The sequence below is a fragment of the Streptomyces sp. NPDC093109 genome, from assembly GCF_040701725.1.
Classification (GTDB): Bacteria; Actinomycetota; Actinomycetes; order Streptomycetales; family Streptomycetaceae; genus Streptomyces.
Genome location: NZ_JBFBEZ010000072.1, coordinates 1 through 25,589, shown reverse-complemented (window position 1 = coordinate 25,589; position 25,589 = coordinate 1). Strand labels below are relative to the sequence as shown.

The window sequence follows — 25,589 nt, the reverse complement described above, 5'->3', positions numbered from 1 at the left end:
GGGGGGGGTGGCGCCCGCCGGGGGCGGGCGCCGGCGCTTCCCGGGGGGGCCTCCCCACCCCCCGCGTCCCCGCCGGGCGCCGGGCGGGGGGCCCCCCCCCCCGGGGGGGCGGCGGCCCCCCACGCCGGGGCCGCGACGCTCAGAGCAGCTCCGTGACCGTACCGGCACCGACCGTACGGCCGCCCTCGCGGATCGCGAAGCCGAGTCCGGCCTCCAGCGGGATGTCGCGTCCCAGCTCCACGGTGAGGTCCACCGTGTCGCCGGGGCGCGCGACCGCCACCTCGCCCAGGTCGACGTCACCGACGACATCGGCCGTACGGATGTAGAACTGCGGCCGGTATCCGCTGGTCAGCGGGGTGGTGCGGCCGCCCTCGCGCGCCGAGAGCACATACACCCGCGCCCGGAAGCGCCGGCTGGGCGACAGGCTGCCCGGCGCCGCCACCACATGGCCGCGGCGGACCGCGTCGCGCGGCATGCCACGCAGCAGCAGCGCGACGTTGTCACCGGCCTCGGCGGACTCCATCGGCTTGCCGAAGGTCTCCAGACCGGTCACCACCGTCTCCTGGTCGGCGCCCAGCACCACCACCCGGTCCCCGACCCGCACCGTGCCGCGCTCCACGGCGCCGGTGACCACCGTGCCGCGCCCGGTGATGGTCAGGACGTTCTCCACCGGGAGCAGGAACGGCGCGTCCGTGTACCTGACGGGCATCGGCACATAGGTGTCGACGGCGTCGAGCAGCGCCTCCACGGACGCGGTCCAGCGGGGGTCGCCCTCCAGCGCCCGCAGCCCCGACACCCGTACGACGGGGGCCGCGTCGCCCCCGTACCCGTTGGCGGTCAGCAACTCGCGCACCTCCAGCTCCACCAGGTCCGTCAGCTCGTCGTCCCCGGCGTCCGCCTTGTTGATCGCCACGACGATGTGGTTGACCCCCACCTGACGGGCGAGCAGCACGTGCTCGGCCGTCTGGGGCATGATCCCGTCGAGCGCCGAGACGACCAGGATCGCCCCGTCGAGCTGGGCCGCGCCGGTCACCATGTTCTTGATGTAGTCGGCGTGACCGGGCATGTCGACGTGCGCGTAGTGCCGGGTGTCCGTCTCGTACTCGACGTGCGAGATGTTGATGGTGATCCCGCGCGCGGCCTCCTCCGGAGCCCGGTCGATCCGGTCGAACGGCACGTAGGTGCCGGTCCCCCGGTCGCTGAGGACCTTCGTGATGGCGGCGGTCAGAGTGGTCTTGCCATGGTCCACATGTCCCATGGTGCCGATGTTGAGATGCGGCTTGGTGCGGACGTATGCCGTCTTGGGCATGATCGTTGTCCCTGTGCTCGAAGCGGTGAGCGGGACCCCTGAGCCTTGCCGACCCTCCCCCTGCGGGGTCCGCCGGACGATCCGGGAAGGGTCAGCTTCGGGCGCCGCCGAAGGGCGCCGATGCGGTTGCCTCCACCGCGGCAGCCTTCGGCGCGTCCGCGACTGCGGACGGCGCTGCGAGGAAGACGTACCGGGACATGCCCCTGATCCTGACGCATCGTCGACGCCGCGTCGAACGGTTTTCCCGTGGCCCCGGCACCGCGGTTCATCCGCGTCGGCTAGTCTCCCGGGATGCTCGACACCGCCACCGGGCCCGCCCCCGGCTCCGTCGCCGGGCCTCCCCCCGGCCGCGCCGTCCGCTGGTCCCGGGCGCTGCTCTCCCCCTGGTCACGGCTGGCCCTGCTGGTGGCCCTGCTGGCCTCCGCGCTCTCGGTCGTCCTGCTGTACGAACCCCAGCGGCTCCTCGCCGACGGCTGGCCACCCCGGGTCGCCGGCGGCGCGGCGGTGCTCCTGTTCGCCGTGGCGTACGGGCTGTGCGCGGTCGCCTTCGTCCCGCGCCCCCTGCTGAACCTCGCCGCGGGCGCGCTTCTCGGCTCCGCGTACGGGCTGGCCGCCGCGCTCGCCGGAACCGTCCTCGCCGCGGGCCTCTCCTTCGGCCTCGGCCGCCTCCTCGGCCAGGAGGCGCTGCGGCCACTGCTGCGGGGCCGCTGGCTGAAGGCGGCCGACGGCCAGCTGAGCGGCCACGGCTTCCGCTCGATGCTCGCGATCCGGCTCTTCCCCGGCGTACCCTTCGCCGCGGCGAATTACGGCGCGGCCGTCTCCACGATGGGCTGGACGCCGTTCCTGACCGCGACGGCGCTCGGCTCGATCCCCAACACGGCGGCCTACGTCATCGCCGGCAGCCGCGCGTCCTCGCCGATGTCGCCGCTGTTCCTGTGCGCGATGGGGTTCATCGTGCTGACGGGGGTGGGGGCGGCGGTCGTGGCGTGGCGTGTCTCCTCCCGGAGGGGGACCGTGGGTCCGGGTGGTACGGGGTACGGCCGGTTCGGCCGGTTCCGGGTGCCGGGGCGGGGTCGCCTCCCGGCGAGGGGCCGTGGTCTTTGACGGTGCGTTGCCGGTGCGGCCGGTGCGGCCCTGTGCCGGGGGCCGGGGCGGGGTCGCCTCCCGGCGAGGGGCCGTGGGTTTGGCGGTTCGGTGTACGGGCCGGTTGGTTCCGGTGCCGGGGGCCGGGGCGGGTCGCCTCCCGGCGGGGGGTCGTGGGCCGGGTGGGTGCTGTGCGGCCGGTTCGTCCCGGTGCCGGGGGCCGGGGCACTCCGGAGGCGCATCCCCGGATGCATGATTTACGCCGCGTGCGGCATATCGGTCGACTGCGGGCGCGTACAGCGGCACAAATCACGCTCTACATCCGGGGACGTCACCTCCTGCGACCCCGGCCCCCTCCGGTCGTGGACGGCCCGCGCGCAAACGTCCCGGGCCAAGCCCGGTGGGTCTGTGACGGGTGGTGAAGGGGGCACCGCAGGGGGTATGTGTCCGGACGTAAAGCGCGATTTGTGCCGCTGAACGAGACCCGCGCATACGGACCGGCCCGCCACGCGGCGTAAATCGTGCAGTCCGGGCGCGTGCCCCCGGAGGGGCACCCGGCAACAACCCGCACGTACCCACCGGGCCCAGCCCAAGACGGACCACGGTCCCTCGCCGGGAGGCGCCCCCGCCCCCGGAGGGGCACCCGGCGACAACCCGCAGGTGTGCACCGGGCCGAGCCCGAGGCGGACCCCGGCCCCCGGCCAGCACCCGCCAGCACCCGCAGGTGCGAACCGGGCCAAGCCCAAGACAACCCACGGCCCCCTAGCCGGGAGGCGAGAGCGCCTCGATCAGCCGCTCCGCGGCAAGCGTTGCCGTCAGGCGGCCCGCTCGTACCTCCCGTTCCAGCTCCGGTGCCAGCTGACGTACCCCCGGGTCCTCCCGCAGCCGGTCGAGCAGGTGGTCGCGGACCATCGTCCATGTCCAGTCGACCTGCTGGTCGCTCCGTTTGCGGGCGAGGCGGCCGTCCGCCGCGAGGACTTCGCGGTGCTGTTCCAGGCGGGACCAGACGGTGTCGAGCCCGGTGGACTCGCGTGCGCTGCAGGTGAGTACCGGGGGCGTCCAGGCCGCGTCGACGGGGTGCATCAGGCGCAGCGCGCCAGCGAGTTCGCGGGCCGCGGCGCGGGCGTCGCGTTCGAAGGGGCCGTCGGCTTTGTTGACGGCGATGACGTCGGCGAGTTCGAGGACGCCCTTCTTGATGCCCTGGAGCTGGTCGCCGGTGCGGGCGAGGGTGAGGAGGAGGAAGGTGTCGACCATGTTGGCGACGGTGGTCTCGGACTGGCCGACGCCGACGGTTTCGACGAGGACGACGTCGTATCCGGCGGCTTCCATCACGATGATGGTCTCGCGGGTGGCTTTGGCGACGCCGCCGAGCGTGCCGGCGGTGGGTGAGGGCCGGACGAAGGCCGCCGGGTCGACGGCGAGGCGCTCCATGCGGGTCTTGTCGCCGAGGATGGAGCCGCCGGTACGGGTGGAGGAGGGGTCGACGGCGAGGACGGCGACGCGGTGGCCGAGGCCGGTGAGCAGGGTGCCGAGCGCGTCGATGAAGGTGGATTTACCGACGCCGGGGACGCCGCTGATCCCGATCCGGCGGGCGTTGCCGGAGTGCGGGAGGAGCTGGGTCAGCAGCTGCTGGGCGAGGCGGCGGTGGTCGGGGCGGGTGGACTCCACGAGGGTGATGGCGCGGGCGATGTACGCGCGGGAGCCGTCGAGGACTCCCTTGGCGTAGGTGTCGACGTCGATCGGGGGCGGCACGCCGTCACCTCTCGTGGCCGAGCGCCGCCGAGAGCGCGTCGAGCAGGTCGAGGGCCGCGTCGGGGATGACCGTGCCGGGCGGGAAGACTGCGGCGGCGCCCATCTCCAGGAGGGTGGGGACGTCCGCGGGCGGGATCACCCCGCCGACGACGATCATGATGTCGTCACGGCCCTCGGCGGCGAGCCGTTCGCGCAGCGCCGGTACGAGGGTGAGGTGGCCGGCGGCGAGGGAGGAGACGCCGACGATGTGCGCGTCGGCCTCGACGGCCTGGCGGGCGACCTCGTCGGGCGTCTGGAAGAGGGGACCGACGTCGACGTCGAAGCCGAGGTCGGCGAAGGCGGTGGCGATGACCTTCTGACCACGGTCGTGGCCGTCCTGGCCCATCTTGGCCACGAGGATGCGCGGCCGGCGGCCCTCGGCGCGTTCGAAGGCGTCGACGGCGGTGCGGGCGCGTTCGACGGCCGGGGAGGTGCCTGCTTCGTGGCGGTACACACCGGAGATGGTACGGATCTGGCCGGAGTGGCGCCCGTACACCTTCTCCAGGGCGTCGGAGATCTCGCCGACGGTGGCCTTGGCGCGGGCGGCGGCGACGGCGAGGCCGAGGAGGTTGCCGTCGAGGCCGCCGGGCCCCGGGCGGGCGCCGTCCCCGGCGGCGGCGGTGAGTGCGCGCAGGGCGTCCTGGGTGGCGTTCTCGTCGCGTTCGGCGCGCAGCCGGCGGAGTTTCTCGATCTGCTGGGTGCGGACGGAGGAGTTGTCGACCTTGAGCACGTCGATCTTCTCGTCGGTCCCGACGCGGTATTTGTTGACGCCGATGACGGGCTGGCGGCCGGAGTCGATGCGCGCCTGGGTGCGGGCGGCGGCCTCCTCGACGCGGAGTTTGGGGATGCCGGCGTCGATGGCCTGGGCCATGCCGCCGGCCGCCTCGACCTCCTCGATGTGCTGCCAGGCGCGCCGGGCGAGGTCGTAGGTGAGCCGCTCGACGTAGGCGCTGCCGCCCCAGGGGTCGGTGACGCGGCAGGTGCCGGACTCCTGCTGGAGGAGGAGCTGGGTGTTGCGGGCGATGCGGGCGGAGAAGTCGGTGGGGAGGGCGAGGGCCTCGTCGAGGGCGTTGGTGTGCAGGGACTGGGTGTGTCCCTGGGTGGCGGCCATGGCCTCGACGCAGGTGCGGGTGACGTTGTTGAAGACGTCCTGCGCGGTGAGGGACCAGCCGGAGGTCTGTGAATGGGTGCGCAGGGAGAGGGACTTGGCGTTCTGCGGGTCGAACTTCTTGACGAGCTTGGCCCAGAGCAGCCGGGCGGCGCGGAGTTTGGCGATCTCCATGAAGTAGTTCATGCCGATGGCCCAGAAGAAGGAGAGCCGGGGTGCGAAGGCGTCGACGTCGAGTCCGGCGCCGAGGCCGGCCCGCAGGTACTCGACTCCGTCGGCGAGGGTGTAGGCGAGCTCCAGATCGGCCGTCGCGCCGGCTTCCTGGATGTGGTAGCCGGAGATGGAGATGGAGTTGTAGCGGGGCATCTTCCGTGAGGTGTAGGCGAAGATGTCGGAGATGATCCGCATGGAGGGTTTGGGCGGGTAGATATAGGTGTTGCGGACCATGAACTCTTTGAGGATGTCGTTCTGGATGGTCCCGGCCAGCTTCTCGGGCGGTACGCCCTGTTCCTCGGCGGCCACGATGTAGAGGGCGAGGACGGGCAGCACAGCGCCGTTCATCGTCATCGACACGCTCATCCGGTCGAGCGGAATGCCGTCGAAGAGCTGACGCATGTCGTAGATCGAGTCGATGGCCACGCCCGCCATGCCGACGTCGCCGGTCACCCGGGGGTGGTCGCTGTCGTACCCCCGGTGGGTGGGCAGGTCGAAGGCGACGGAGAGGCCCTTCTGGCCGGCGGCGAGGTTACGCCGGTAGAAGGCGTTGGACTCCTCGGCGGTGGAGAAGCCGGCGTACTGCCTGATGGTCCAGGGCTGGTTGACGTACATCGTCGGGTAGGGGCCGCGCAGATACGGGGCGATGCCGGGGTAGGTACCGAGGAAGTCGAGGCCCGCCAGGTCCCGTTCGGTGTAGAGGGGTTTGACGGCGATGCCCTCGGGGGTGTCCCAGTACAGCTCGTGGTCGGCCGCGCCGGTGTGTTCCTTGACGGCGGTCCGCCACTGGTCCTCGGTGGTTCCGGCGCCGCCGCCGGAGCCCAGTTCGATCTCGGAGAAGTCCGGAATCCGCATCACGCCACTCCCATCCGGTCGAGGACGGAGGTGAGGACGGCGACCGCGTCGCCGCCCGCGACGACGAACTCGTCGACTCCGGCCTGAAGATATGTCTCACGTCGGTCGCCGGGCCGTCCGGCGAGGAACACCCGTAGCGCGCCGGCGGACGTGAGCGCCTCGGCGACGGGCGCGGCGCCCTCGGCGTACAGCGCGTCGCTGGAGCAGATGCAGGCGACGGCGGCGCCGCTGCGGGTGAAGGCGTCGGCGGCGGTGTCCGCGTCGACGGACACCGGGTCGTGTACGGGTTCGATGCCGCCGGCCTGGAAGAGGCCGGCGGCGAAGGCCGCGCGGGCCGTGTGGGCGGCGGCGGGCCCGAGGGCGGCGAGGAAGACGCGGGGGCGGGCGCCGGTCGCGGCGAGGTGGGCGTCGGAGCGGGCGCGCAGCGCCTCGTACGCGTCGTCGCGGTGGACGGACGGCAGTCCGCCGGTGGGCGCGGGCGGCGCCGCGTCGCGTACGACGGGGGCCTGGCCGAGCTGGGGGAACTCGCTGACGCCGGTGATGGGTTCGCGCCGGGTGGCGAGCTTCGCCGAGCGCTCCCGCCAGGTGGCGGCGAGCCGTTCGCCGATGAGTCCTGAGCGCAGCGCGGCGCGCTGGCCGCCGGCGCGTTCGATCTCCTGGAACCAGTCCCAGGCGGCGTGGGCGAGGGAGTCGGTGAGCGATTCGACGTACCAGGAGCCGCCCGCCGGGTCGATGACGCGGCCGAGGTGGGACTCCTCCAGCAGGATGGTGGAGGTGTTGCGGGCGATCCGACGGGCGAAGGCGTCGGAGAGTCCGAGGGGGTGGTCGAAGGGCAGGACGGTGACGGAGTCGGCGCCGCCCAGGCCGGCGGCCAGGGAGGCGACCGTGGTGCGGAGCATGTTCACCCACGGGTCGCGCCGGGTCATCATGACCGCCGAGGTCACCGCGTGCTGGCGTTGCGCGGCGGCGGGCGCGGGGGCGCCGCACACCTCGGCGACGCGGGCCCAGAGCCGTCGGGCGGCGCGGAGCTTGGCGATGGTGAGGAACTGGTCGGCGGTGGCCGCGTAACGGAATTCGAGCTGGCCGCAGGCCTCTTCGACGGTGAGCCCGGCGGCGGTGAGGTCGCGCAGCCAGCCGACGCCGGTGGCGAGCGAGCAGCCCAGCTCCTGGGCGTCGGAGGCGCCGGCCTCGTGGTACGGGAGGGCGTCCACGGCGATGGCGCGCAGTCCGGGGTACTCGCGGGCGCAGCGCGCGGCGAGTCCGGTGGCGGTCGCGGTGGCGTCGGCCGCCTCCCGTCCCGTACGGGCGAGGGTGCCGACCGGGTCGGCGCCGAGGGTGCCGCGTACCGCGTCGCGGTCCACGCCGCGCTCGTCGTGGAGCCGGAGCAGCGCGCCGGCGGCCGGGCCGAACTCCTCGCCGGCGTCGAGGGCGACGGGCGCGAGGTCGAGATAGACGCCGTCGAGGACGGCGGGCAGCGCCTCGGCCGGTACCCCTGATCCGCCGAGGGCCAGCCAGAGGGAGGTGACGCCGTTCTCCAGATCGGCGAGTACGGCCTCGTTGACGCGCGCGGGGTCGGTGCCGGTGTGCCGCTGCCGTACGTCCCAGCCGGAGACGGTGCCGCCCTCGGCCCTGCCTCCCCGGGTGTAGGGCGCGAAGCCGGGGTATCCGGCGGCGGGGGCGTCCGCGGGCGCGTCGTCGGCGGTGTAGAGCGGGCGGGTGACCAGCCCGTCCTGGAGTGCGGTGGCGAGCGCGTCCTCGGCGGCCGGTCCGGTGAGGTCCCGGCCCGACTTGCGCAGGACACCGGCCACCAGGCTCTGCCACTGCTCGCGGGTCGGGTCGGGGAACTCTGCTGCCAGGGATAGCCCGTCTTCAGGCAGGACCGTCATGGCCCAGATCGTAGGGCAGCCCGCCGGAAGCGCAGGAGAGCGCCTCACTGTGACCTTTCCCTCCCCATCGCGCGGCAGGTCAGGTGATTTCACGGGGCGTCAGAGGCGGGGTGCGGCGCGGGTGGGCGGGGAAGTGGGCGGGAAGTGGGCGCTCCGCGGCGCTCCGTGGCGTTCAGGTGCCTGCCACTGTCCCGTAACCCTCGGGGGCTAAGCTGCCGGAGACCGGAACGTAAGCCTCATTTCGCCACTGCGCCGCGCTTCGACCGGTCAGTGCATATACCTTTCTTGGATGGCGTAGTACCTCATGTCTTGGTTCGAATCATTCGTCCTCGGGCTTGTCCAGGGACTGACCGAGTTCCTGCCCATCTCCTCCAGCGCGCATCTGCGGCTGACGGCGGCGTTCGCCGGCTGGGAGGATCCCGGGGCGGCGTTCACGGCGATCACCCAGATCGGCACGGAGGCGGCCGTCCTGATCTATTTCAGGAAGGACATCGCGCGGATCCTCTCCGCCTGGTTCCGTTCCCTGACGGACAAGGAGATGCGCCGGGACCAGGACGCGCGGATGGGGTGGCTGGTCATCGTCGGGTCGATCCCGATCGGGGTTCTCGGTGTCACCCTCAAGGACCAGATCAACGGCCCGTTCCGGGATCTGCGGCTGATCGCGGTCACGCTGATCGTGATGGGGCTCGTCCTGGGCTTCGCCGACCGGCTGGCGGCGCGCGACGAGACGGGTGCCAGGCACCGGGTCGCCAAGGAGCGCAAGACGCTGCGGGAGCTGAGCGTCCGGGACGGTCTGATCTTCGGCTTCTGCCAGGCCATGGCGCTGGTCCCGGGCGTGTCCCGGTCCGGCGCGACGATCAGCGGCGGTCTGCTGATGGGGTACACCCGCGAGGCCGCGGCGCGCTACTCGTTCCTGCTGGCGATTCCGGCGGTGCTCGCCTCGGGCGCGTACGAGCTGAAGGACGTGGGGGACGGGCATGTGGTGTGGGGGCCGACGGTCTTCGCGACGGTGATCGCGTTCGCGGTGGGATATGCGGTGATTGCATGGTTCATGAAATACATCACCACCAAGAGCTTCATGCCGTTCGTGGTCTACCGGGTGCTGCTGGGCATCGCCCTGTTCGTGCTGGTCGGGACGGACACGCTGAGCCCGCACGCGGGCGAGTCGGCCGGCTGACGCCCGGCCGATTCCCGGGGTTGCGCGCTTCCGGCGTGTTCTGTGTCACGCGGGGAGCGCGGAGTGTGACCAAGAACGCGCCCCGAACGGTCACCGGCGCACGCCCCCGGCCCTAGGGTGGTCGTATGTCCTCTTCTTCCGCACCCGCTTCCCGGGTCTCCGGCGCCGCGGCGGCCAACGAGCGCATTCGCGCGCTCGTTGACTCGGCCGACGGGGCGTGGCCCGCGGAGGCGTACGAGGTGCTCCTCCTGGAGTGGGCCGAGGCCCTGCACGCCGAGGTCGACGCGGCCGCGTAGCGCACTCCGGCCGGCCTACGGGCGAGCCCCCGTCACACCACATATCCGACATATGGACACTCAGGCGATTATCGGGTAGCAGGCATACCATCCCGCGTTATGCCTGCTACCGACCCCGTGTCCGCGCCACCCGTCCCCGCAGGGAACGCTCCCGCCGGGGACGCTTCCGCCGGGCACGCTCCCGTCACGGACACCGAGCACCCGTCGTCCCCCGCCCGCCCCCAGGGCAAGGGCAAGGGGTTCGGCATGGTCGCCGCGACCGCTCTGGTCATGGGCAACATCATCGGCGGCGGTGTCTTCGCGCTGCCGGCCGCGGTCGCCCCGTACGGCACGGTCAGCCTGATCGCGCTGCTCGTCGTCTCGGCCGGCGCCGTACTGCTGGCGCTGCTCTTCGGGAAGCTGGCCCGGCGCAGCCCGGTCACCGGCGGGCTCTACGTGTATCCGCGCGACGCCTTCGGTGAGTTCGCCGGATTCCTCTCTGCCTGGTCGTACTGGACGATGACCTGGGTGAGCATCGCGGCGCTCGCCGTCGCCGCCGTCGGCTACGCGGCCGTACTGCTCCCCTTCGGCGGGAACCACGTGCTCGAAGCGGCGGTCGCGCTGGCCGCGCTCTGGCTGCCCGCCGCCGCGAACTTCGCGGGCACGCGCTGGATCGGCGCCGTCCAGGTCGTCTCGACGGTGCTGAAGTTCGTACCGCTGCTGCTGGTGGCCACGGTCGGGCTCTTCTTCATGGACACCGACAACTTCGGCCCCTTCAACGCCTCCGGCGAGAGCGTCCCCGGGGCCCTCGCCGCCGCGGGCGCGCTGCTCCTCTACAGCTTCCTCGGCGTGGAGTCGGCGGCGATGAGCGCGGGCGAGGTACGCGATCCCGAGCGGACCGTCGGGCGGGCCAGTGTGCTCGGGACGGTCGGCTCGGCGCTGGTCTATCTGCTGGGCACGGTGGCCGTCTTCGGTCTCGTACCGCATGGCCGACTCGCCTCGTCGGGCGCGCCGTTCGCCGACGCCGTCAACGCCATGACCGGTGGCCACTGGGGCGGCACGGTGATCGCGCTGGTGGCCGTCGTGTCGATGGTGGGCTGCCTCAACGGCTGGATCCTGCTGAGTGCGCAGATGCCGTACGCGGCGGCCCGCGACGGGCTCTTCCCCGCGCCGTTCGCCCGCGAGAGCAAGGGCGGTGTGCCCACCTTCGGGGTGCTCGCCTGCGCGGTGCTCGGCACGGTCCTGATCGCGTTCAACTACGCGGCGGGCCCGGACGCGACCTTCCGGGTGCTCGTCCTCATCACCACCTTCACCGGCTGCGTCCCGTATCTCCTGTCGGCCGCCGCCCAGCTCTACTGGCTCGCGAAGGGCTCGCGCGAGCGTGTGCGCCCGGCCGGGCTGACCCGCGATCTCATCGTCGCCGCGCTCTCCTTCGCGTTCTCCTTCTGGCTGATCGCGGGCGCCGGTTACGCGGCCGTCTACCAGGGCGTGCTGTTCCTGTTCGCCGGGATTCCGGTGTACGTGTGGCTGCGCGGGCGGCGCCAGGAGGCCGGAGCCGGGGCCGGAGCCGCGTAAACCGTCCCGGTTGCCCCATGAGGCAGCGCGCGGTGCCCCATGCCCGCGAAGCGGCGGGCTGGACGGTCCGCGGACCGGGGCGCCAGGCTGGGACGGTGGAGAGGTCCGCCACCCCGCGGCGCGGCCATGGCACGGTCGGAGGAGGCGGAGATGCCCGGACACGAGCGGCGGCACGGCCCGGAACACGACCACGAACACGAGCATGACCACGAGCACAGCGAGTCCATGCGCCCCCGGGGCGACGCGGACGCCAGGGACGGCGGCACGACGGCGCGGCTCTTCCGCGCTGCGGTGGCCGGGCGGTCCGACGTCGTCGGTACGGCCGGGATGGCGAGCCTGCAACGCGCGGTGGGCAACAGCGCGGCCGGTTCCGTGCTCAGCAGAGAGGCGGCCGAGGAGGCGCCGGAGCCCGCGGTGGAGGCGACCGCGGCGGAGGAGCGTTCGCCCGTCCACGACGTGATCTCCACCGGCGGCTCCCCGCTGGACACCGACACCCGTACGGACATGGAGAGCCGGATGGGCACCGACTTCTCCGACGTACGGGTGCACACGGACTCGGCGGCGCACGACTCGGCGAAGGCGGTCGGGGCGCACGCGTACACCGTCGGCCATCATGTCGTCTTCCAGCGCGACAGCTACGACCCGTCCTCCTCCGCCGGGCGCACCACGCTGGCGCACGAGCTGACGCATGTGGTGCAGCAGCGCAACGGCCCGGTCGAGGGCTCGGCGGCGCCGGGCGGTATCCGGGTGAGCGACCCGTCCGACCGCTTCGAGCAGGAGGCGGCGGCCAACGCCGACCGGGTCATGTCGTCCGACCCGGGCCCGGCGCCGGTGCCGGGACCCGCTCCGGCGGCGCAGGCTCCGTCCGTACAGTCCCTGGCGGACCGGCCGGCCGCGCCGTCCGTGCAGCGCGAGGCGGCGGAGGACGAGGACGAGGAACCGGCGGATGTGCAGGGCTCCTTCGTCCAGCGGGCGGAGGAGGAGGCCGAGGAGGAGGAAGAGGAGCCGTCGGCCTGACGGCGGCCATGACTGCACGGCGGCAGACGGCATGACGGAGGGGTACGGCACGGGCGCGCGGCCCGTGCCGTACCCCTCCGTCATACCGACGGGCCGCCGGGCCGCCGGGCCGCCGGGCCGCCGGGCGTGTACGTGCGCCTAGCCGGCCGGCGCGATGTCGGGCCGCAGTGTGCCGCCCACCAGCAGCGACTGCGAGCAGCTCGTCGGCGTCGGGGCCTTCACCGGCTTGCCGACCTGCCGGCAGTCGACCGTCATGGTGACCTCCTGGCCGGACGCCACGAGGATCGGGGTGACGAAGTGGTAGTCGGAGTCGCGGAAGTTCTCCAGCGCCAACCGGAGGATGGGCGCGTCGCCGCTGAGGACGGTGAGCGTGCCGGCGTCGCCCTGCGGGTTCTGGACGACGATGTCGGTGAGCGCGAAGACGCTGCCGCCCGGCACCTTGTAGGCGGAGCCGCTGGCCGCCGATCCGCCGACGGCGTCCTTGACCTCGACGCGGGCGCTGGTCGGGGTCCCTGAGGCGTTCCCGCTGCCGCCCGGGTCAGCAGGTCCTGTGCTGGCGGCCGGTCCCGTGGTGCTGCCGTGCGAGGGAGCGACCTGGCCGCTGTCCGGGCCGCCTTCCTGGGGGTTCCCGTTCCCGCTTCCGTCACCGCTGCCGCCCGTGGCACCGCTCGGGGACGGGGTCCTGGCCGCGGCCGACGCGACGACCTCCGGCGTGATCGCCTCCCTGGCCGCCGACTTCACGGCCGGCCGCAGCACCGCGTACCAGAGCCCGACCAGCGCGATCAGCACGGCCGCCGCGAGCATGAGGGCGCGGGGCAGCCAGCGCGGCAGGATCGCCTGCTGCTCGTACGATCCGTCCAGCGTCAGCGGCTCGGGCGCCTCCTGGCCCTCCGCCACCACCGGTGCCACGAACGCCTGGAAGGTGTGGGTGACCGGGGTCCCGCGCCAGATCCGGCCGGCCGGCCGCACCCGTAGCTTCGCGAAGTCGGCGCGGCCGGAGGGGATCAGCAGTTCGGCGACGGCGAATTCGACCTTGGCGCGCTCGGTGCCGGTGCTGCCGGTCAGCCGTACGGTCACGGGCGCGTTGCCGCGGTTGTCCACGGCGAGCTGGTGCCGGCCCCGGTACGCGCCGCTCGAACCGCGGGGCACCAGCTCCGCGGTGACCTCGGTGAACGGCGCGACGGTCACCGTGCCCTCGGGCACCACCGCCGCGCCCGGGTCGCTCGTCGGCGTCACCCGCACCCCGAACGGGGTCTCCCCCGCCGGCACCGAGGGATCGCGCGGCGGGCCCAGCCGGAGGGTGACCGTACCGGTGGCGCCCGGATAGAGCGAGAGAGCGGGCGGTTCCACCGTCGCCCAGGCCGCACACGCTCCGATCACCTCGAAGCGGTACTCCTCCACGGTGCTGCCGGAGTTGAGGATCTGTAGGGGGACATCCGTCCGACCGCCCGGCTCTGCGGTGACGGTCGCTGCGTCGAGGCTGGCCGTAACACTCATACGGGGCACGGTAGATCCGCCCATTCCCGCGAACAGCGGCCGGACAGGAACACTTTCGGGCAGAAGTACTGCCCGGCGGGCGGGACCGGATTTCATATCCTCATGGGATGGGAAAGGAGTAACTGCCGATGCGTAAGGCGACTACGGCCGCACCCGCGGTTACCGCCGCCTGGCCCCTTACGGCCCGAGATGACGCGTTGGCTCGCATGCGCGGAGGGGGAATTTCATGACAGAACGCACGATCGTTGGTTTGCGGGCGCAGGATCCGATCTCCCAGGCGGGAGTGGCCAGCCAATTGCGGGCCCGACCAGAGGTGATGCTGACCGGCTTCAATGAAGGGGAACTCACGCCACAGGTCGTCGTCGTGGTGGTGGATGTGATCGACGAGGAAGCACTGCGTATGCTGCGCGCCATTCAGCGCGGCGGAACGGCGCGCGGAGTGCTGGTGGCCACGGAAATCGACGAACAGAAGCTGGTCAGCGCGGCGGAGTGCGGTGTGGCCGGTGTCGTACGGCGCGCGGAGGCGACCCCGGATCATCTGGTCCGGGTGATCGTTTCCGTGGCAAAAGGCGAAGGGCATGTACCCGCCGATCTTCTCGGCCGGCTGTTGGAGCAGGTGGGGCGGTTGCAGGGTCAGGTTCTCGGACCGCGCGGCCTGCACTTCACCGGCCTTTCCTCTCGGGAGATGGATGTACTGCGGCTGATCGCCGAGGGGTACGACACCGCGGAGATCGCGACGAAGCTCGCGTACTCCGAGCGCACGATAAAGAACGTCCTGCACGCCGTCATGACCAGGCTGCAATTACGTAATCGATCTCACGCGGTCGCCTACGCGTTGCGCCAGGGACTGATCTGAGCACCGGCCCCGACCGGCCCGGTATTCATTCCGCGATGATCTGTGGAGATCCGATGGAGAGCGGCCGAATCCGCATCAATCGACCTCCCGGTACGGGTGCACGAAAGGGCAGGATCCGATTCCCGCAGAACTGGCTCGCGCTCCCCTGACCGGGGAGCGCGAGGCGTGAAGGGTGGGAGCCCGCGGGCCGGCCGCCGGTGGCCGGTGAACGGACGCGGGTGGGGGAGGGTTCCGTGCGGCGATCTCGGACATGGGTGGGCGCGAGGGCCCTGCGCGTACTGCCCTTCGCACTGCTGCTGCTCGTGGCGGGGAGCGTGACCGGCTCCGCGGCCGAGCCCCCCGACCCCCTGAACCCGGTCACCCCGGCGGTGGTGACGGAGCGGCTCGATCCGGGCGGGTCGCTCGCGGTGGAGAAGCGGGTGCTGACACCGGAGATCCCGGCAAAGCCGGACATCGTGCTGCTGGTGGACGGGACGGGCAGCATGGACACGGCGATCGGGCGGCTCCAGACGGATCTGCCGGTCATCACGGAGCGGGTCCGTGCCGGACAACCCGACTCCCGCTTCGCGGTGGCGACGTACGGCGACCAGGAGGTCGATGCCGAGAGCGGCGAGGTCTACACCGTCCTCCAAGGGCTGACGGACGACCTCGGCAAGGTCCGGGACGGGGTGAACCTGCTCGACAACCACCGTGGCGCGTTCAGCATGGGCCCGGCCGAGGACTGGATCAACGGTCTGTGGCAGATCGCCCACGGCAGCGGCGGCGAGACCGTCTTCCGTGAGGACGCGAGCCCCATCATCGTCCTGATCGGCGACGCCTCCAGCCACAACCCCAGCATGGGGCACACGCTCAACGACACCATCCCGGCGCTCCAGAACGCCGGCATCCGGGTGGTGGGCGTGGACATCGACACCGATATCGGCGACGGCCTCAACGGCACGGGGTTCGCGAACAACCCGAATTTCCCGGATCAGCGGGACGTCCCGCCGATCGACCCCGGCCAGGCCGACCGTGTCATCAGGGAGACCAACGGCACGATGATCGAGGGCGTCGACTCGGACGCGGTCGTGGAGGCGATCGTGGCGGGCCTCAGCAATCTGCCCACCGCCGTCGGCCATCAACTGGACGCCTGCGACCCCGCCTTGACGGTGACCCTCACCCCGCCCGTCCAGACGGTCACCAGCGGCGGCATCGCCGACTTCGCCGAGACGATCGAGGTCGCCGCGGACGCGCCGCAGGGGACGCGGCTGACCTGCACGGTCCAGTTCGTACTGGGCGCCGGCGGCGCGCCGGGCACGGAAAGTGTGGGCCCGAAGGCCGTGCCCGACCCGGAGCTGATCCAGACGATCACCATCGACGTCAGCGACGTCGGGCCGCCCGTGGTCACCGTCGACAACCGTACGGTCCGGACGACTAATCCGGCCGGCGTCCGCGTCGAGTTCACCGCCACCGCCGAGGACGCCGTGGACGGTCCGCTGCCGGTCGCGTGCGTCCCCGCGTCGGGCTCCGTCTTCCCGGTCGGCCGTACGCAGGTGACGTGCTCGGCCACCGACGCGGCCGGCAACACCGGCACGGCGGAGTCGGTCGTGGAGGTGATCCAGGACCCGCCACCGCCGCCCCCGCCCACCACGCCTCCCCCGACACCGGAGCCGCCGACGCCCGCACCGCCCGCACCGCCCGCGCCGCCGGCCCCGACTCCCGTACCGCCGACGGCCGATGTCTCCGTACGAGTCGGGATCACGCCCGCCACCACCTACGCGGGGCGCCCGGCCACCGCCCGCTTCACCCTCGCCAACGCGGGCCCGGAGACGGCGACCGGGGTCGTCCTGACCACCGCCTGGCCGAAGACGCCGAAGGCGGCGGACCGTACGCTCGCGCGGCTGACGCGCTGCACCTCCGCCGCGCCGTGCACCATCCCGGCTGGCGGCCGGATCGAGGTCACCCAGCGGGCCAGGTACCGGACGGCGGTCGACGCCGAGGTCCACGGGACAGCCATCGCCACGCTGCCCGACCGCAGTCCGGAGAACAACACCGCGCGGGCCCGCCTGCGGGTCCTCCAGCCGAAGCTGACGGTCGTACCCGCCGTCGCCGAGCCGGGACAGGTGGTGGTGGCGCGCGGCACGGACTTCCCGCCGGGGGCGACCGTGGGGCTGTCCTGGAGCGCGGGAATCACCGCGGCGGCCGGGCAGCCGGTGGTGACGGGCCGGGACGGGACGTTCGAGGCGCAGGTGCTGGTGCTGCGCAAGGACGTGCTGGGCCCACGGAAGCTCCGTACGAGCGTCAGGGACCTGGCCCGGCTGGAGAGACCGGTCCTGGTGGTCCCGCGCACGCTCCAGCCGCCGGACTTCGCGGGCCGCGGATGACCACGTACGTACGACTCACGACGTACGTACGGCTGATCACGTACGTACGACCGGAAGGGACGTACCGGTGATTCATGAGGTGGACGACGCCCTGCGGACGCTGCTGCGGGCGGAGGTGCTGGAGGGCGCACAGATCGCCGTGGTCTTCGACGCGCCCACGCGCGACTGGGCGGCCAAGGTGAACGCGCCGACGGTCAATCTGTATCTCTACGACATCCGCGAGGACATCCGCCGGCGCGAGCGCGGGCTGCACAACGAGTACGAAGGGGCCGCGGTGGTGGCCCGCCGCCGCCCGCCGCGCTTCTTCAAGCTGTCGTACCTGATCACGGCCTGGACCAAGCGCCCGGAGGACGAACACCGGCTGCTCTCCTCACTCCTGGTCTGCCTGCTGCGCTACGAGGCGCTGCCGCCGGAACGGGTGACGGGCACGCTGGCGGACATCGGGGCCGCCGTACCGATGTCGATCGCGCTGCCGCCGCCGGAGGACCGTTCCTTCGCGGATGTGTGGAGCGCGCTGGGCGGCGAGTTGAAGCCGTCGCTGGACCTGGTGGTCAGTGTGCCGGTGACGGCGTCGCCGACGTACCCGGCGGGCCCTCCGGTACGGGACGACGGGCTGCGCGTGGTGTTCGGGGACCACGCGCCGGAGGGGCGCGGGAGCGGGGCCGGGCTGCCGGTGTACGGAGGAAAGTCCGGGCAGGGAGACAGAGAGCCCGCGGCCCCGCCCCCAGGCAGGCCGGGCCTGTCGGTGCGCATCACGGAGACACACGGCACCAATGACTGAACACAGCTTCGGCCACGGCCAGTTGAGGGAGCTGCTGGACGGCGCGGTGAGGATCGAGCAACGCGTCCGCCGGGCGGTGGAGGCGAGGCGGCGGACCGATCCGAATCCGGAGGACGAGTTCCGGGGGCTGTATCTGACGCAGGAGACGGTCCGGCGGCTGCTGGAGGAGGGAAGGCCCTTCGCCGCGCCGGTCCCGGACGAGGCTCCCCCGGACACCACCCTGGCGGAGCTGAGGGCGGAGTTCGGCCTCACCGCGCTGGACGTGGAGATCCTGCTGATCGCGCTCGTACCGGATCTGGACGACCGGTTCGAGGCGTTCTACGGCTACCTGAACGACGACGTCACCCGCCGCCGCCCGACCATCGGCCTGGCGCTCGGACTCTGCGGCCTGACACCGGCGGACGCGGCGGCCCGCGCCCGGCTGGGCCCGTACGCGCCGCTGCGCGCGGGCGGGCTGCTGCTGGCGGAGGACGCGGACCGGCCGTTCCTGGGGCGGGCGCTGCGCGTCCCCGACCGGGTGACGGCCCATCTGCTGGGCGACCGTACGACGGACCCAAGGCTGGCCGATCTGCTGGCGCCATGGCATCCGGTGGAGGGGGTGGGGGACGCGAAGGCGCTCGCCGGGGCGCTGGATTCCGGCGTACGCCTGACGTATCTGCGGGAGGACCAGGGGGGCGCGGGTACGGCGCTGGCCGCGACGGCGCTGGCCCTGACGGGCCGGGGCGTGCTGGGTCTGGACCTGGCGCGGCTGGCGGCGGACCCCACGCCGGTGGAAGCGGTGCGGGCGCTCGTACGGGAGGGCAGGCTGACGGGCGCGGGGCTGGTGTGCGCGCCGGTGGACGCACTGTCCCGCGAACACCCGTCGCTGCTGCGCCTGTTGACGGACACCCCACTCCCGACGGCGCTGGTGGGCCGGGTCCCGTGGGACGCCTCGTGGTCGGCGGCGGCCCCTCCGCTCCTCCTGCACGCGCCCCGGGTGGAACCGTCCGTACGGGCGAGGCTCTGGCGCGAGGCGTACCCGGGCCCGGCGCCGCTGGAGCCGGATCTGAACGTGGGCCTGCATCTGTCCCCCTTCCTGCTGACCCCGGACCAGATCGAGGGCGCGGCCAGGGGAGCCGCCCAGACGGCGGCGCTGTCGGAAGGACCGGTGTCCGCCACGGACGTGCGCCGGGGCGCCCGCGCGCAGAACGCGGCCGGGCTCGACCGGCTGGCCCGCCGTATCGAACCGTCGGTCGCCTGGCCGGACCTGGTCCTCCCGGCCGACGCCCACGCCCAGCTCCGCGAACTGACGGCCCGTGCCCGCTTCCGCGATCAGGTCCTCGGTACGTGGGGCATGCGCCCGGGCGGCGGCCGGGGCCGGGGCGTCTCGGCGCTCTTCGCGGGCGATTCCGGCACGGGGAAGACGATGTCGGCCGAGGTCATAGCGGCTGATCTGGGCCTGGACCTGTACACGGTCGATCTGGCGACGGTCATCGACAAGTACGTGGGCGAGACGGAGAAAAACCTGGAGCGCATCTTCTCCGAGGCCGCCGGCGTCAACGGCGTCCTCCTCTTCGACGAGGCCGACGCCATCTTCGGCAAACGCTCCGACGTGAAGGACGCCCACGACCGCTATGCCAACGTCGAGAGCGCGTACCTGCTCCAGCGCATGGAGTCCTTCGACGGCCTGGCCATCCTCGCCACCAACCTCCGCGCCAACCTGGACGACGCCTTCACCCGCCGCCTGGACCTTGTGATCGACTTCCCGATCCCGGACGCGGAACACCGCCGCCTGCTGTGGGACCGCGCCCTGGGCGACGCCCTCCCCCGGTCCCCCTCCCTGGACCTGGACTTCTGCGCGGACTCCTTCGAGCTGGCGGGCGGCAATATCCGCTCCATAGCGATCACGGCCGCGTATCTGTCGGCGGAGTCGGGCACGCCGGTGACGATGCCGACCTTGATCCACGCGATCCAGCGGGAGTACCAGAAGCTGGGCCGACTGACACTGGCGTCGGAGTTCGGCGAGTACATGAGCCTACTGACGTAGGCCCGCGGGCAGCCGGTAAACAGAAACATGGGAGCGCGACTCGGCAGTGAACTCGGACTTGTCCCAGTCGGCGTGCCGGGACTCCAACTCGAACCCGGCGAGCTGGGCCATGAGGTCGAGTTCGGCCGGCCAGATATACCGGTGCGGACTACGGAACAGCCGCGCCTCCCGACTCCCCTCACCAAACCGGAAGTGGTGCGAGACGACCTGCTGACGCAGCACGTCATACGTATCCAGCCCGACGTAACCGGCCTGAACCTCCCACACCATGGCCCGCTGCCCGGGCGGCAGCTTCCGCAGCTCGGGAACCCACAGCTCGACGACGAAGCACCCGCCGGGCGCGAGGTGGCGGGCGGCGTTACGGAAGCAGGCGACTTGCTCGGCCTGGGTGAGGAGGTTGGAAATGGTGTTGTAGACGAGATAGACGAGCTGGAACGCCCCGGCCCCGGGAACGCGCACGGTGGCCATATCCCCCACAACAACCGGAAGCGCAGCATCGTCCACCTTGGTACGCAGCTGGTCGATCATGGCCGCAGACATCTCCACCCCAACAACGTCCACCCCACGCTGCGTGAGCGGCACGGCGACCCGCCCCGTACCAACAGCGAATTCCAACACCTTCCCGCCACCGGAAAGTTCAACCAGCCAATCCACGGTCGGCTCCAGCACCTCGGGCGAGAAGGCGCCGATGCCGGGGGTGTCGTAGCTGTCGGCGGTTTCACGGTCCCAGAGTTCGTCCTGCGTCATGCGGCACAGGATTCCCGGACCGCGCCCCGATGTCGAAGGACTTTCCAAGGCGCCGCCGGCTTCCGGGCCCGTGACCTACACACACCAGCTCCCCCGAGCCCGAGCCAAGTCCGGCACCGACTCAGACATAAACAAGAGAACGAGGCTGCCGCCACGTGTCAGCCGACCCCCCGCGACTGCCCCTCCAGTTCCTCCGCACGTGCCCAGATGCCCGCGGCTTCCTGCTTCTCCTCAGCGGTGAAAGCGCCATGCTCCTGCTCGTACGCGGCAAGGTACTCAAGGGTCGCTTGATGACGCAGGTGGCCTTCCACGGCCGCAGCCACTGCGGCCGACAGTGACACGCTCATGGCCTTGGTAGGGCCTTCAACGACTGATCGAACGCGCCGCCCTCGGCCGCGAGGAGAAAGGCGCGCATCTGGGCGTGGGTGCAGCGGAGGGGGGCCCGGTCGGGACTCTTGGAGTCATCGACGGCGAAGCCGCCCGCTATCTTCATGACGCGGACGCAGGCGGCGCCATTGCCGCCGCTCCGACTGGACTTGACCCAGGTGCCGTCGAGCGGAGCTAGGTAGAGGTCGTCTCTCTCAGGGTTCACAGCGCATCCTCGATTTCTTCCAGCAGTCTCAGCGACTCGTCCGGCCCACAAGCGACTGCGGCCAAATCAGCGAACTGATTACTCATCCGCTCAACCTCATCAATGTCTTCAGCGACTTCGTCGCTGCGCGAGGTCTCCCGGATGACGATGCTGCGGTTCTCCGCTCCTGGGAAGCCGTAGACCTGAAAGGGCGCACCCATCGTCGCCGCCGCGCCCGCGGAGAAGGGGATCACGCGGAGCGTGACGTTCGGTCGCCGCGCGGCAGAACGCAAGTAGCCGAGCTGCTCGCGCATGACGTCACGACCACCGACAACCACACGCAGCGCGGCCTCAAGCACCACGGCGTCGACCGCAGGCGGGTGTGCCCTGTCGAAGACCTTCTGCCTCTTCAGTCGCGCGTCGGTGAAGAGCCGACGGTGAGCGGCGCTCTCAGCCTTGAGCCCGAACTCAACGAGCGCCTCGATGTATCCCCTCGTCTGGAACAGTCCCGGCACGTAGTTGCCGGAGTGCACCCGGATGGTTCCGGCGGCCTCTTCCAGCGCGAACAGCTTCATGGTCGCGCTGGAGAACACATCCCGGTACGCGGTGGCCTCCCACCACGGCCGGCCAAGGGACTGCCCGACCCGGACAGCGGCCCTGATGTCGGCCTGGGCGGACGCGTCCACCACGTACACACGGAACATCCTCCTGAGCAGATCATCATCCGGCCACCGCTTGCCGGCCTCGACATAACTGATCTTGTTCTGGGAGCACTTGAGCTTCGCGGCAGCCGAAGCCTGAGTGGCGAAGCCGGCGCCGACCCGAAGACGTCTCAGCTCGTCACCGAACTCCCGGAGGGCGGTAAGAGCGTTGGCATTGCCGCTCGTTGACACGTCTCTCCCTGAAGCCTCGACCCAAAGCGGGCTGAACCTGCCAGCTTTCCTTGCCAGCAGGGTAGCGCGACGCTGTGCCACGGCAGCCCCAAGGAGTGAATCCCCGGGCATCTGCTTGCGTACACCCGTGAGTACGCACCAGACTCGACCAAACGCACCGCGAACACGAACAACTCCGGTGTGCAGCCCAACGTCCCGCACGCCTGAGAGGCATGGGTCATGGTCATGGATGAACGTGGATACGTCCTGGCAGTGGAGCGCTACCCCGGCACGGCGGCAGCCGTCCCCCAGGCCAGAGCCATAGCGGCCCGCGCCTACGCCCCATACCCGTGGATCGACGGAGACACCGTCAAGCTTCTGGTGAGCGAGACCGCAACAAACGCCGTACTGCACGCCGGCAACGGCGGCTTCGCCCTGATCTGCCACGCCCCGCGCAACAACTCGATCCAGATCGAAGTACACGACCGAAGCAAGACGCACCCCACACGCCGCGCGCCCACCGAGTGGGACCAACACGGCAGGGGCCTGGAACTACTGGACCTACTGGCCCCGGGCTGGTCCACAGTCACCACCCTCACCGGCAAGGCGCTGGTCTTCACCCTCAACGCGAGCCCACTCTCCCCGTAACGCAACCCCAGCCGCGCAGGAGCGGTGACGCGAGCAACGCGCCTACGAACCCAACCATCCCAAGCCACCACGCCGCCGAACCGGTATCACGGGCCCCGACACTCCCGGCACCCGCCCCCCGACGGCAAACTCGTCATCCTTCCCACTCCCGGCACCCACCCAGGGGCTGGCCTGCAACGGACAAACGGGCCTGGCGCGTTCCGGGTTGCGATACTCAGACGGACGCGTTCCGCGTGAGACGGACGAATGCGACGTAAGCGAGCGGGCCGGCTTTCTACCCTCCGCACCGGAAAAGTCCTCGTCGCGGGGCCCCATACCAAAGAGGTGTGACGGAGAGCAAGGACCTCATGTCGCCGTCCATAAACTCATACAAGCCTTGGTAGGTCACTCATCAACTCGACCCTACTCGTCTTTGAACCGCCTGAGCGCCGCACTGAACTGGTAGGCGAAACATCATCCATTGAGTAGCCCATAACTACCACCCTCGAATTATCGACCATACTCACCTTGATTCACACCACCGAACACAAACCCGCAAAACAGTTTAGCCCCGATCATTCATGTGGATAACGCCAGATTCCAGATGAATCCATGAATATCGAGACTAATCCGATCGAGACCCAAATGGAATTCGATCACCTTGATCAAAATATTCATGAGCCATCAAAGGATCCCCTCTCAGTAATTTTCTAATGTCCTCCAGAGATATTACCGGATGGGCATATTGAGGCGAATCTGTCAACTCTAGACCAGGACGGCAAAGCCTATATCCATCAGGACTTTCATAGCAAGAGATCGGAACCCCTTCAGAGTGCAAGCGCAGAGTCAATTTCCATTCCAGCTCCTCAGAGGCTTGGACGCGACAGCCGTTGTGAATCATTTCAGGGATCACTTCTCGATACGAATACTCAGACAGCGGATTTCCGGTAACATCAAATTGCAGCAATGAGGAAATGCTAAGCAATGGAGCCAGGTCTTCGACAAAGTTCCGCGGAATGGAAAAATTTAGCAGAGATGTCGATCCAACCTCGGAGATCTCCCTTAATCCGCTGTCCTCGACTACCAGCGAACGAAGACCATCTAGGCCAGAGAACAGATTTGATCCGATCGGGTCACACCCTACTATGACGAGACGCTTAAGCGACGAGAAACCGTCTAAACGACTAAGATTCTCAGCGTTCCGAATATTCAGGCCGGTAATAGACTCTCGCTCTTCCCGGGTTATTGGACCTCTATGACCAACAGCCCGGAACAGCGCCTTTTCAACTGCCGGATCAAGTTCCATTGCCGAGACTCCTCCGAGTATGAATTCAGAGTACACTCTTCTTGACATGCGCCTCCGCTGACAAGAAATCGTCAAGCACGCGATAGTACGCATCCTGCTGTGCAGCTATAAGATCATCGACCGTCAACGGGATTTCCCGCTGAGTTTCCTCAGTAACTTCACCTTTGACATGAATAGACTTATAAATTGCCCTTACCGGCAAAGTTCGCTGTTCGGCAGTAAAGTCGCCCGCGTTCCCCCCCTTCCACATTAATTTACCAGCGGTCAGCATTTCTCGCAAGTGTGCGAGATATTCAAGCGGCGTTCCGAACTTATTATTGCCGATAAATTCATTGAAATAGTCGCGCAAGGGCTTGTGCCATTTCTGATCTCTGCCGTTATATATGGGATTTCCATCATATGTCATAAATGCACCTACATGCGCATCCATATCATGGCTCATAACCTCGGACATGTTATCCGTGACTCGCAGTTCCCAGATCACATCTGTAGTGAAGGAGCGCAGCTTATCTTGTAGCACTATCCAGGCAACAGAATTTTCAGTTGATCCTTGATCGATCGCCGTTTGGACTATCTTGAGCATCTGATTGGTTGGAATCCACTCATGCTTACCTTTCGCTTCTCCTCGGAATTCCTCCTTGAGCCATTTCCTGTGCGGGTTTTCGCCAACACCTTTCTCATCCCAGAGCACCTTAAAATCTCTCAACGTTAGCCCCCCCGATTCCCCACAACGTGCCATGTCCTTGAGGAATTCAATCACCCTCCCTCCGGCCGCTTGTTTGAGCCTGGGATCCAGTTCTCGCTTCGGAACTGGCAGCGAGGAAAACCTACCAAACTGATGATCTGTCTGAAAGTTGAGCGCATCGAGCTTTCTTTTGAGATCCCCTTCCTTTACAGAAGCTTTAGCCCCCTCCCTGAGCATATCCTCCGCATTTTTTCCTATTTTCTCGTAGAATGCCTGGCGTGTTGAATGCACGGGAGTCGGATTGAGCTCGTGCAGAGCATAGTTTGTAAACCCCTTGGAGCCTGCGTCTTTTTTGCGATTCACTCCGCCATTCTTTTTAGGGTCAAAATATCCTTTCAGGTTTTCCGCCGTGCGCTCTTCGCCAAGTTCCTCGATGGCTTCTCCTGCAAACCCGGAAAGGACTTCTATTCTGTCCCACGCCTGCGCAGGTCCAAGCTGATCAGTCCACCATCTATTTGATATTTTTTGAGATAGTTTTACACCATATGGAGGAAGGAGCTTGGAGATATTTGGATCAATATCAGCCACCTGGGCTTCTTCTACTTTTTCAGCAGCACTCGCCCTGGCCATGATCTCCCACCGCTTCACTCCGTCAGGCGACGAAATAGGCTTCAGACGAAGTGATTTCAGGCCACGCGATCGCAACTGTCCATATACACGGGATACAAGCGCTTCGAGCTCCGCTTGATTATCAAGAGGTTTTCCGGTCGGTCCCGCAAGAAGCTCCCGAGCTTCTTGCTTGACATTGCGACTCTTCTTGGTGTTTCCAGTCTCTCCATTCTCGATGTCTCGATCTTTCCTCTTCTTGATCCCATTAAGAGTGTGTCTCACGTGGCAAGTTTCGCGAGCTTCTTGTAGCAGGTCAGGGCGGCGGCCAGGCCGAGGAAGGCGAGAAAGTGCGAGCCCTTT

At 69.4% G+C, this 25,589-nt stretch carries 21 protein-coding genes; 10 read left to right on the top strand and 11 right to left on the bottom strand.

Features of this window, described 5'->3' with window-relative positions:
• Positions 1–139: 139 nt before the first annotated feature.
• The gene (gene tuf / locus AB0389_RS36590; RefSeq protein ID WP_366399899.1) at positions 140–1,309 is read right to left on the bottom strand and encodes an elongation factor Tu; all 1,170 of its coding nucleotides are present in this window, start codon (positions 1,307–1,309) and stop codon (positions 140–142) included.
• A 291-nt stretch (positions 1,310–1,600) separates the two neighbouring features.
• On the opposite strand from tuf, the gene AB0389_RS36585 reads away from it, so the two are divergent.
• Complete coding sequence (locus AB0389_RS36585) at positions 1,601–2,413, top strand: VTT domain-containing protein (RefSeq protein ID WP_366399898.1); 813 nt, start codon at positions 1,601–1,603, stop codon at positions 2,411–2,413.
• Positions 2,414–3,154: 741 nt separating this feature from the next.
• Here the strand turns inward: AB0389_RS36585 and meaB are convergent.
• The 3 genes from meaB to AB0389_RS36570 are packed head-to-tail and all read right to left on the bottom strand — an operon-like array spanning position 3,155 to position 8,245.
• Entirely contained in the window at positions 3,155–4,144 is a 990-nt protein-coding gene (meaB, locus tag AB0389_RS36580) for a methylmalonyl Co-A mutase-associated GTPase MeaB (protein WP_366399897.1), read from the bottom strand.
• A gap of 4 nt (positions 4,145–4,148) precedes the next feature.
• A complete protein-coding gene (gene scpA / locus AB0389_RS36575; protein ID WP_366399896.1) occupies positions 4,149–6,359 on the bottom strand; it encodes a methylmalonyl-CoA mutase in 2,211 nt (736 codons plus the stop codon).
• Positions 6,359–8,245 (bottom strand): methylmalonyl-CoA mutase family protein, encoded by a 1,887-nt coding sequence (locus AB0389_RS36570; RefSeq protein WP_366399895.1) that lies wholly within the window; start codon positions 8,243–8,245, stop codon positions 6,359–6,361. The genes scpA and AB0389_RS36570 overlap by 1 nt, the downstream gene beginning before the upstream one ends.
• A 304-nt stretch (positions 8,246–8,549) precedes the next feature.
• Here AB0389_RS36570 and AB0389_RS36565 point away from each other — a divergent pair, with 304 nt between their 5' ends.
• The 4 genes from AB0389_RS36565 to AB0389_RS36550 all read left to right on the top strand — a co-directional run bounded on the left by AB0389_RS36565 (position 8,550) and on the right by AB0389_RS36550 (position 12,289).
• Positions 8,550–9,422: an undecaprenyl-diphosphate phosphatase gene (locus AB0389_RS36565; RefSeq protein WP_366399894.1), complete on the top strand. Its 873-nt coding sequence runs from the start codon at positions 8,550–8,552 to the stop codon at positions 9,420–9,422.
• 125 nt (positions 9,423–9,547) lie between these two features.
• Positions 9,548–9,718 carry a hypothetical protein gene (locus tag AB0389_RS36560; RefSeq protein ID WP_366399893.1) on the top strand — a complete coding sequence of 57 codons (171 nt, stop codon included), beginning with the start codon at positions 9,548–9,550 and terminating at the stop codon, positions 9,716–9,718.
• 246 nt (positions 9,719–9,964) lie between these two features.
• Positions 9,965–11,272, top strand: a complete 1,308-nt coding sequence (locus AB0389_RS36555; protein ID WP_366399901.1) for an amino acid permease — start codon at positions 9,965–9,967, stop codon at positions 11,270–11,272.
• Positions 11,273–11,497: 225 nt separating this feature from the next.
• Positions 11,498–12,289: a DUF4157 domain-containing protein gene (locus AB0389_RS36550; protein ID WP_366399900.1), complete on the top strand. Its 792-nt coding sequence runs from the start codon at positions 11,498–11,500 to the stop codon at positions 12,287–12,289.
• Between the two features lie 138 nt (positions 12,290–12,427).
• On the opposite strand, the gene AB0389_RS36545 is transcribed toward AB0389_RS36550, so the two are convergent.
• A complete protein-coding gene (locus AB0389_RS36545) occupies positions 12,428–13,786 on the bottom strand; it encodes a hypothetical protein (RefSeq protein ID WP_366399892.1) in 1,359 nt (452 codons plus the stop codon).
• 226 nt (positions 13,787–14,012) lie between these two features.
• Here AB0389_RS36545 and AB0389_RS36540 point away from each other — a divergent pair, with 226 nt between their 5' ends.
• The 4 genes from AB0389_RS36540 to AB0389_RS36525 all read left to right on the top strand — a co-directional run bounded on the left by AB0389_RS36540 (position 14,013) and on the right by AB0389_RS36525 (position 19,812).
• On the top strand, positions 14,013–14,642 hold the full coding sequence (locus AB0389_RS36540; protein ID WP_366399891.1) for a response regulator transcription factor: 630 nt from the start codon (positions 14,013–14,015) through the stop codon (positions 14,640–14,642).
• Between the two features lie 233 nt (positions 14,643–14,875).
• Positions 14,876–17,005 (top strand): HYR domain-containing protein, encoded by a 2,130-nt coding sequence (locus tag AB0389_RS36535; protein ID WP_366399890.1) that lies wholly within the window; start codon positions 14,876–14,878, stop codon positions 17,003–17,005.
• A gap of 67 nt (positions 17,006–17,072) precedes the next feature.
• On the top strand, positions 17,073–17,786 hold the full coding sequence (locus tag AB0389_RS36530) for a DUF4255 domain-containing protein (protein WP_366399889.1): 714 nt from the start codon (positions 17,073–17,075) through the stop codon (positions 17,784–17,786).
• On the top strand, positions 17,779–19,812 hold the full coding sequence (locus tag AB0389_RS36525; RefSeq protein WP_366399888.1) for an ATP-binding protein: 2,034 nt from the start codon (positions 17,779–17,781) through the stop codon (positions 19,810–19,812). Before AB0389_RS36530 ends, AB0389_RS36525 begins: the two co-directional genes overlap by 8 nt.
• Here the strand turns inward: AB0389_RS36525 and AB0389_RS36520 are convergent.
• The 4 genes from AB0389_RS36520 to AB0389_RS36505 form a co-directional block, all read right to left on the bottom strand.
• Positions 19,801–20,559 (bottom strand): class I SAM-dependent methyltransferase, encoded by a 759-nt coding sequence (locus AB0389_RS36520; RefSeq protein WP_366399887.1) that lies wholly within the window; start codon positions 20,557–20,559, stop codon positions 19,801–19,803. The two genes, AB0389_RS36525 and AB0389_RS36520, sit on opposite strands and share 12 nt — an antisense overlap.
• Before the next feature lie 158 nt (positions 20,560–20,717).
• Positions 20,718–20,906, bottom strand: coding sequence for a hypothetical protein (locus AB0389_RS36515; RefSeq protein WP_366399886.1), 189 nt, complete (start codon positions 20,904–20,906; stop codon positions 20,718–20,720).
• Positions 20,903–21,151, bottom strand: coding sequence for a DUF397 domain-containing protein (locus tag AB0389_RS36510; RefSeq protein WP_366399885.1), 249 nt, complete (start codon positions 21,149–21,151; stop codon positions 20,903–20,905). Before AB0389_RS36510 ends, AB0389_RS36515 begins: the two co-directional genes overlap by 4 nt.
• On the bottom strand, positions 21,148–22,023 hold the full coding sequence (locus AB0389_RS36505; RefSeq protein ID WP_366399884.1) for a helix-turn-helix transcriptional regulator: 876 nt from the start codon (positions 22,021–22,023) through the stop codon (positions 21,148–21,150). Before AB0389_RS36505 ends, AB0389_RS36510 begins: the two co-directional genes overlap by 4 nt.
• 225 nt (positions 22,024–22,248) lie before the next feature.
• Here AB0389_RS36505 and AB0389_RS36500 point away from each other — a divergent pair, with 225 nt between their 5' ends.
• The gene (locus tag AB0389_RS36500) at positions 22,249–22,650 is read left to right on the top strand and encodes an ATP-binding protein (protein WP_366399883.1); all 402 of its coding nucleotides are present in this window, start codon (positions 22,249–22,251) and stop codon (positions 22,648–22,650) included.
• Between the two features lie 604 nt (positions 22,651–23,254).
• Here the strand turns inward: AB0389_RS36500 and AB0389_RS36495 are convergent.
• Positions 23,255–23,935 carry a hypothetical protein gene (locus AB0389_RS36495; RefSeq protein WP_366399882.1) on the bottom strand — a complete coding sequence of 227 codons (681 nt, stop codon included), beginning with the start codon at positions 23,933–23,935 and terminating at the stop codon, positions 23,255–23,257.
• 25 nt (positions 23,936–23,960) lie between these two features.
• On the bottom strand, positions 23,961–25,589 hold a 1,629-nt coding region (locus AB0389_RS36490; RefSeq protein WP_366399881.1), incomplete at its 5' end, for a hypothetical protein.

Coding starts and splice junctions, on each gene's coding strand:
- tuf (WP_366399899.1), bottom strand. CDS start 1,309: ATGCCCAAGACGGCATACGTCCGCACCAAGCCGCATCTCAACATCGGC.
- AB0389_RS36585 (WP_366399898.1), top strand. CDS start 1,601: ATGCTCGACACCGCCACCGGGCCCGCCCCCGGCTCCGTCGCCGGGCCT.
- scpA (WP_366399896.1), bottom strand. CDS start 6,359: ATGCGGATTCCGGACTTCTCCGAGATCGAACTGGGCTCCGGCGGCGGC.
- AB0389_RS36570 (WP_366399895.1), bottom strand. CDS start 8,245: ATGACGGTCCTGCCTGAAGACGGGCTATCCCTGGCAGCAGAGTTCCCC.
- AB0389_RS36565 (WP_366399894.1), top strand. CDS start 8,550: ATGTCTTGGTTCGAATCATTCGTCCTCGGGCTTGTCCAGGGACTGACC.
- AB0389_RS36560 (WP_366399893.1), top strand. CDS start 9,548: ATGTCCTCTTCTTCCGCACCCGCTTCCCGGGTCTCCGGCGCCGCGGCG.
- AB0389_RS36555 (WP_366399901.1), top strand. CDS start 9,965: ATGGTCGCCGCGACCGCTCTGGTCATGGGCAACATCATCGGCGGCGGT.
- AB0389_RS36550 (WP_366399900.1), top strand. CDS start 11,498: ATGCGCCCCCGGGGCGACGCGGACGCCAGGGACGGCGGCACGACGGCG.
- AB0389_RS36545 (WP_366399892.1), bottom strand. CDS start 13,786: ATGAGTGTTACGGCCAGCCTCGACGCAGCGACCGTCACCGCAGAGCCG.
- AB0389_RS36540 (WP_366399891.1), top strand. CDS start 14,013: ATGACAGAACGCACGATCGTTGGTTTGCGGGCGCAGGATCCGATCTCC.
- AB0389_RS36525 (WP_366399888.1), top strand. CDS start 17,779: ATGACTGAACACAGCTTCGGCCACGGCCAGTTGAGGGAGCTGCTGGAC.
- AB0389_RS36520 (WP_366399887.1), bottom strand. CDS start 20,559: ATGACGCAGGACGAACTCTGGGACCGTGAAACCGCCGACAGCTACGAC.
- AB0389_RS36515 (WP_366399886.1), bottom strand. CDS start 20,906: ATGAGCGTGTCACTGTCGGCCGCAGTGGCTGCGGCCGTGGAAGGCCAC.
- AB0389_RS36500 (WP_366399883.1), top strand. CDS start 22,249: ATGGATGAACGTGGATACGTCCTGGCAGTGGAGCGCTACCCCGGCACG.
- AB0389_RS36495 (WP_366399882.1), bottom strand. CDS start 23,935: ATGGAACTTGATCCGGCAGTTGAAAAGGCGCTGTTCCGGGCTGTTGGT.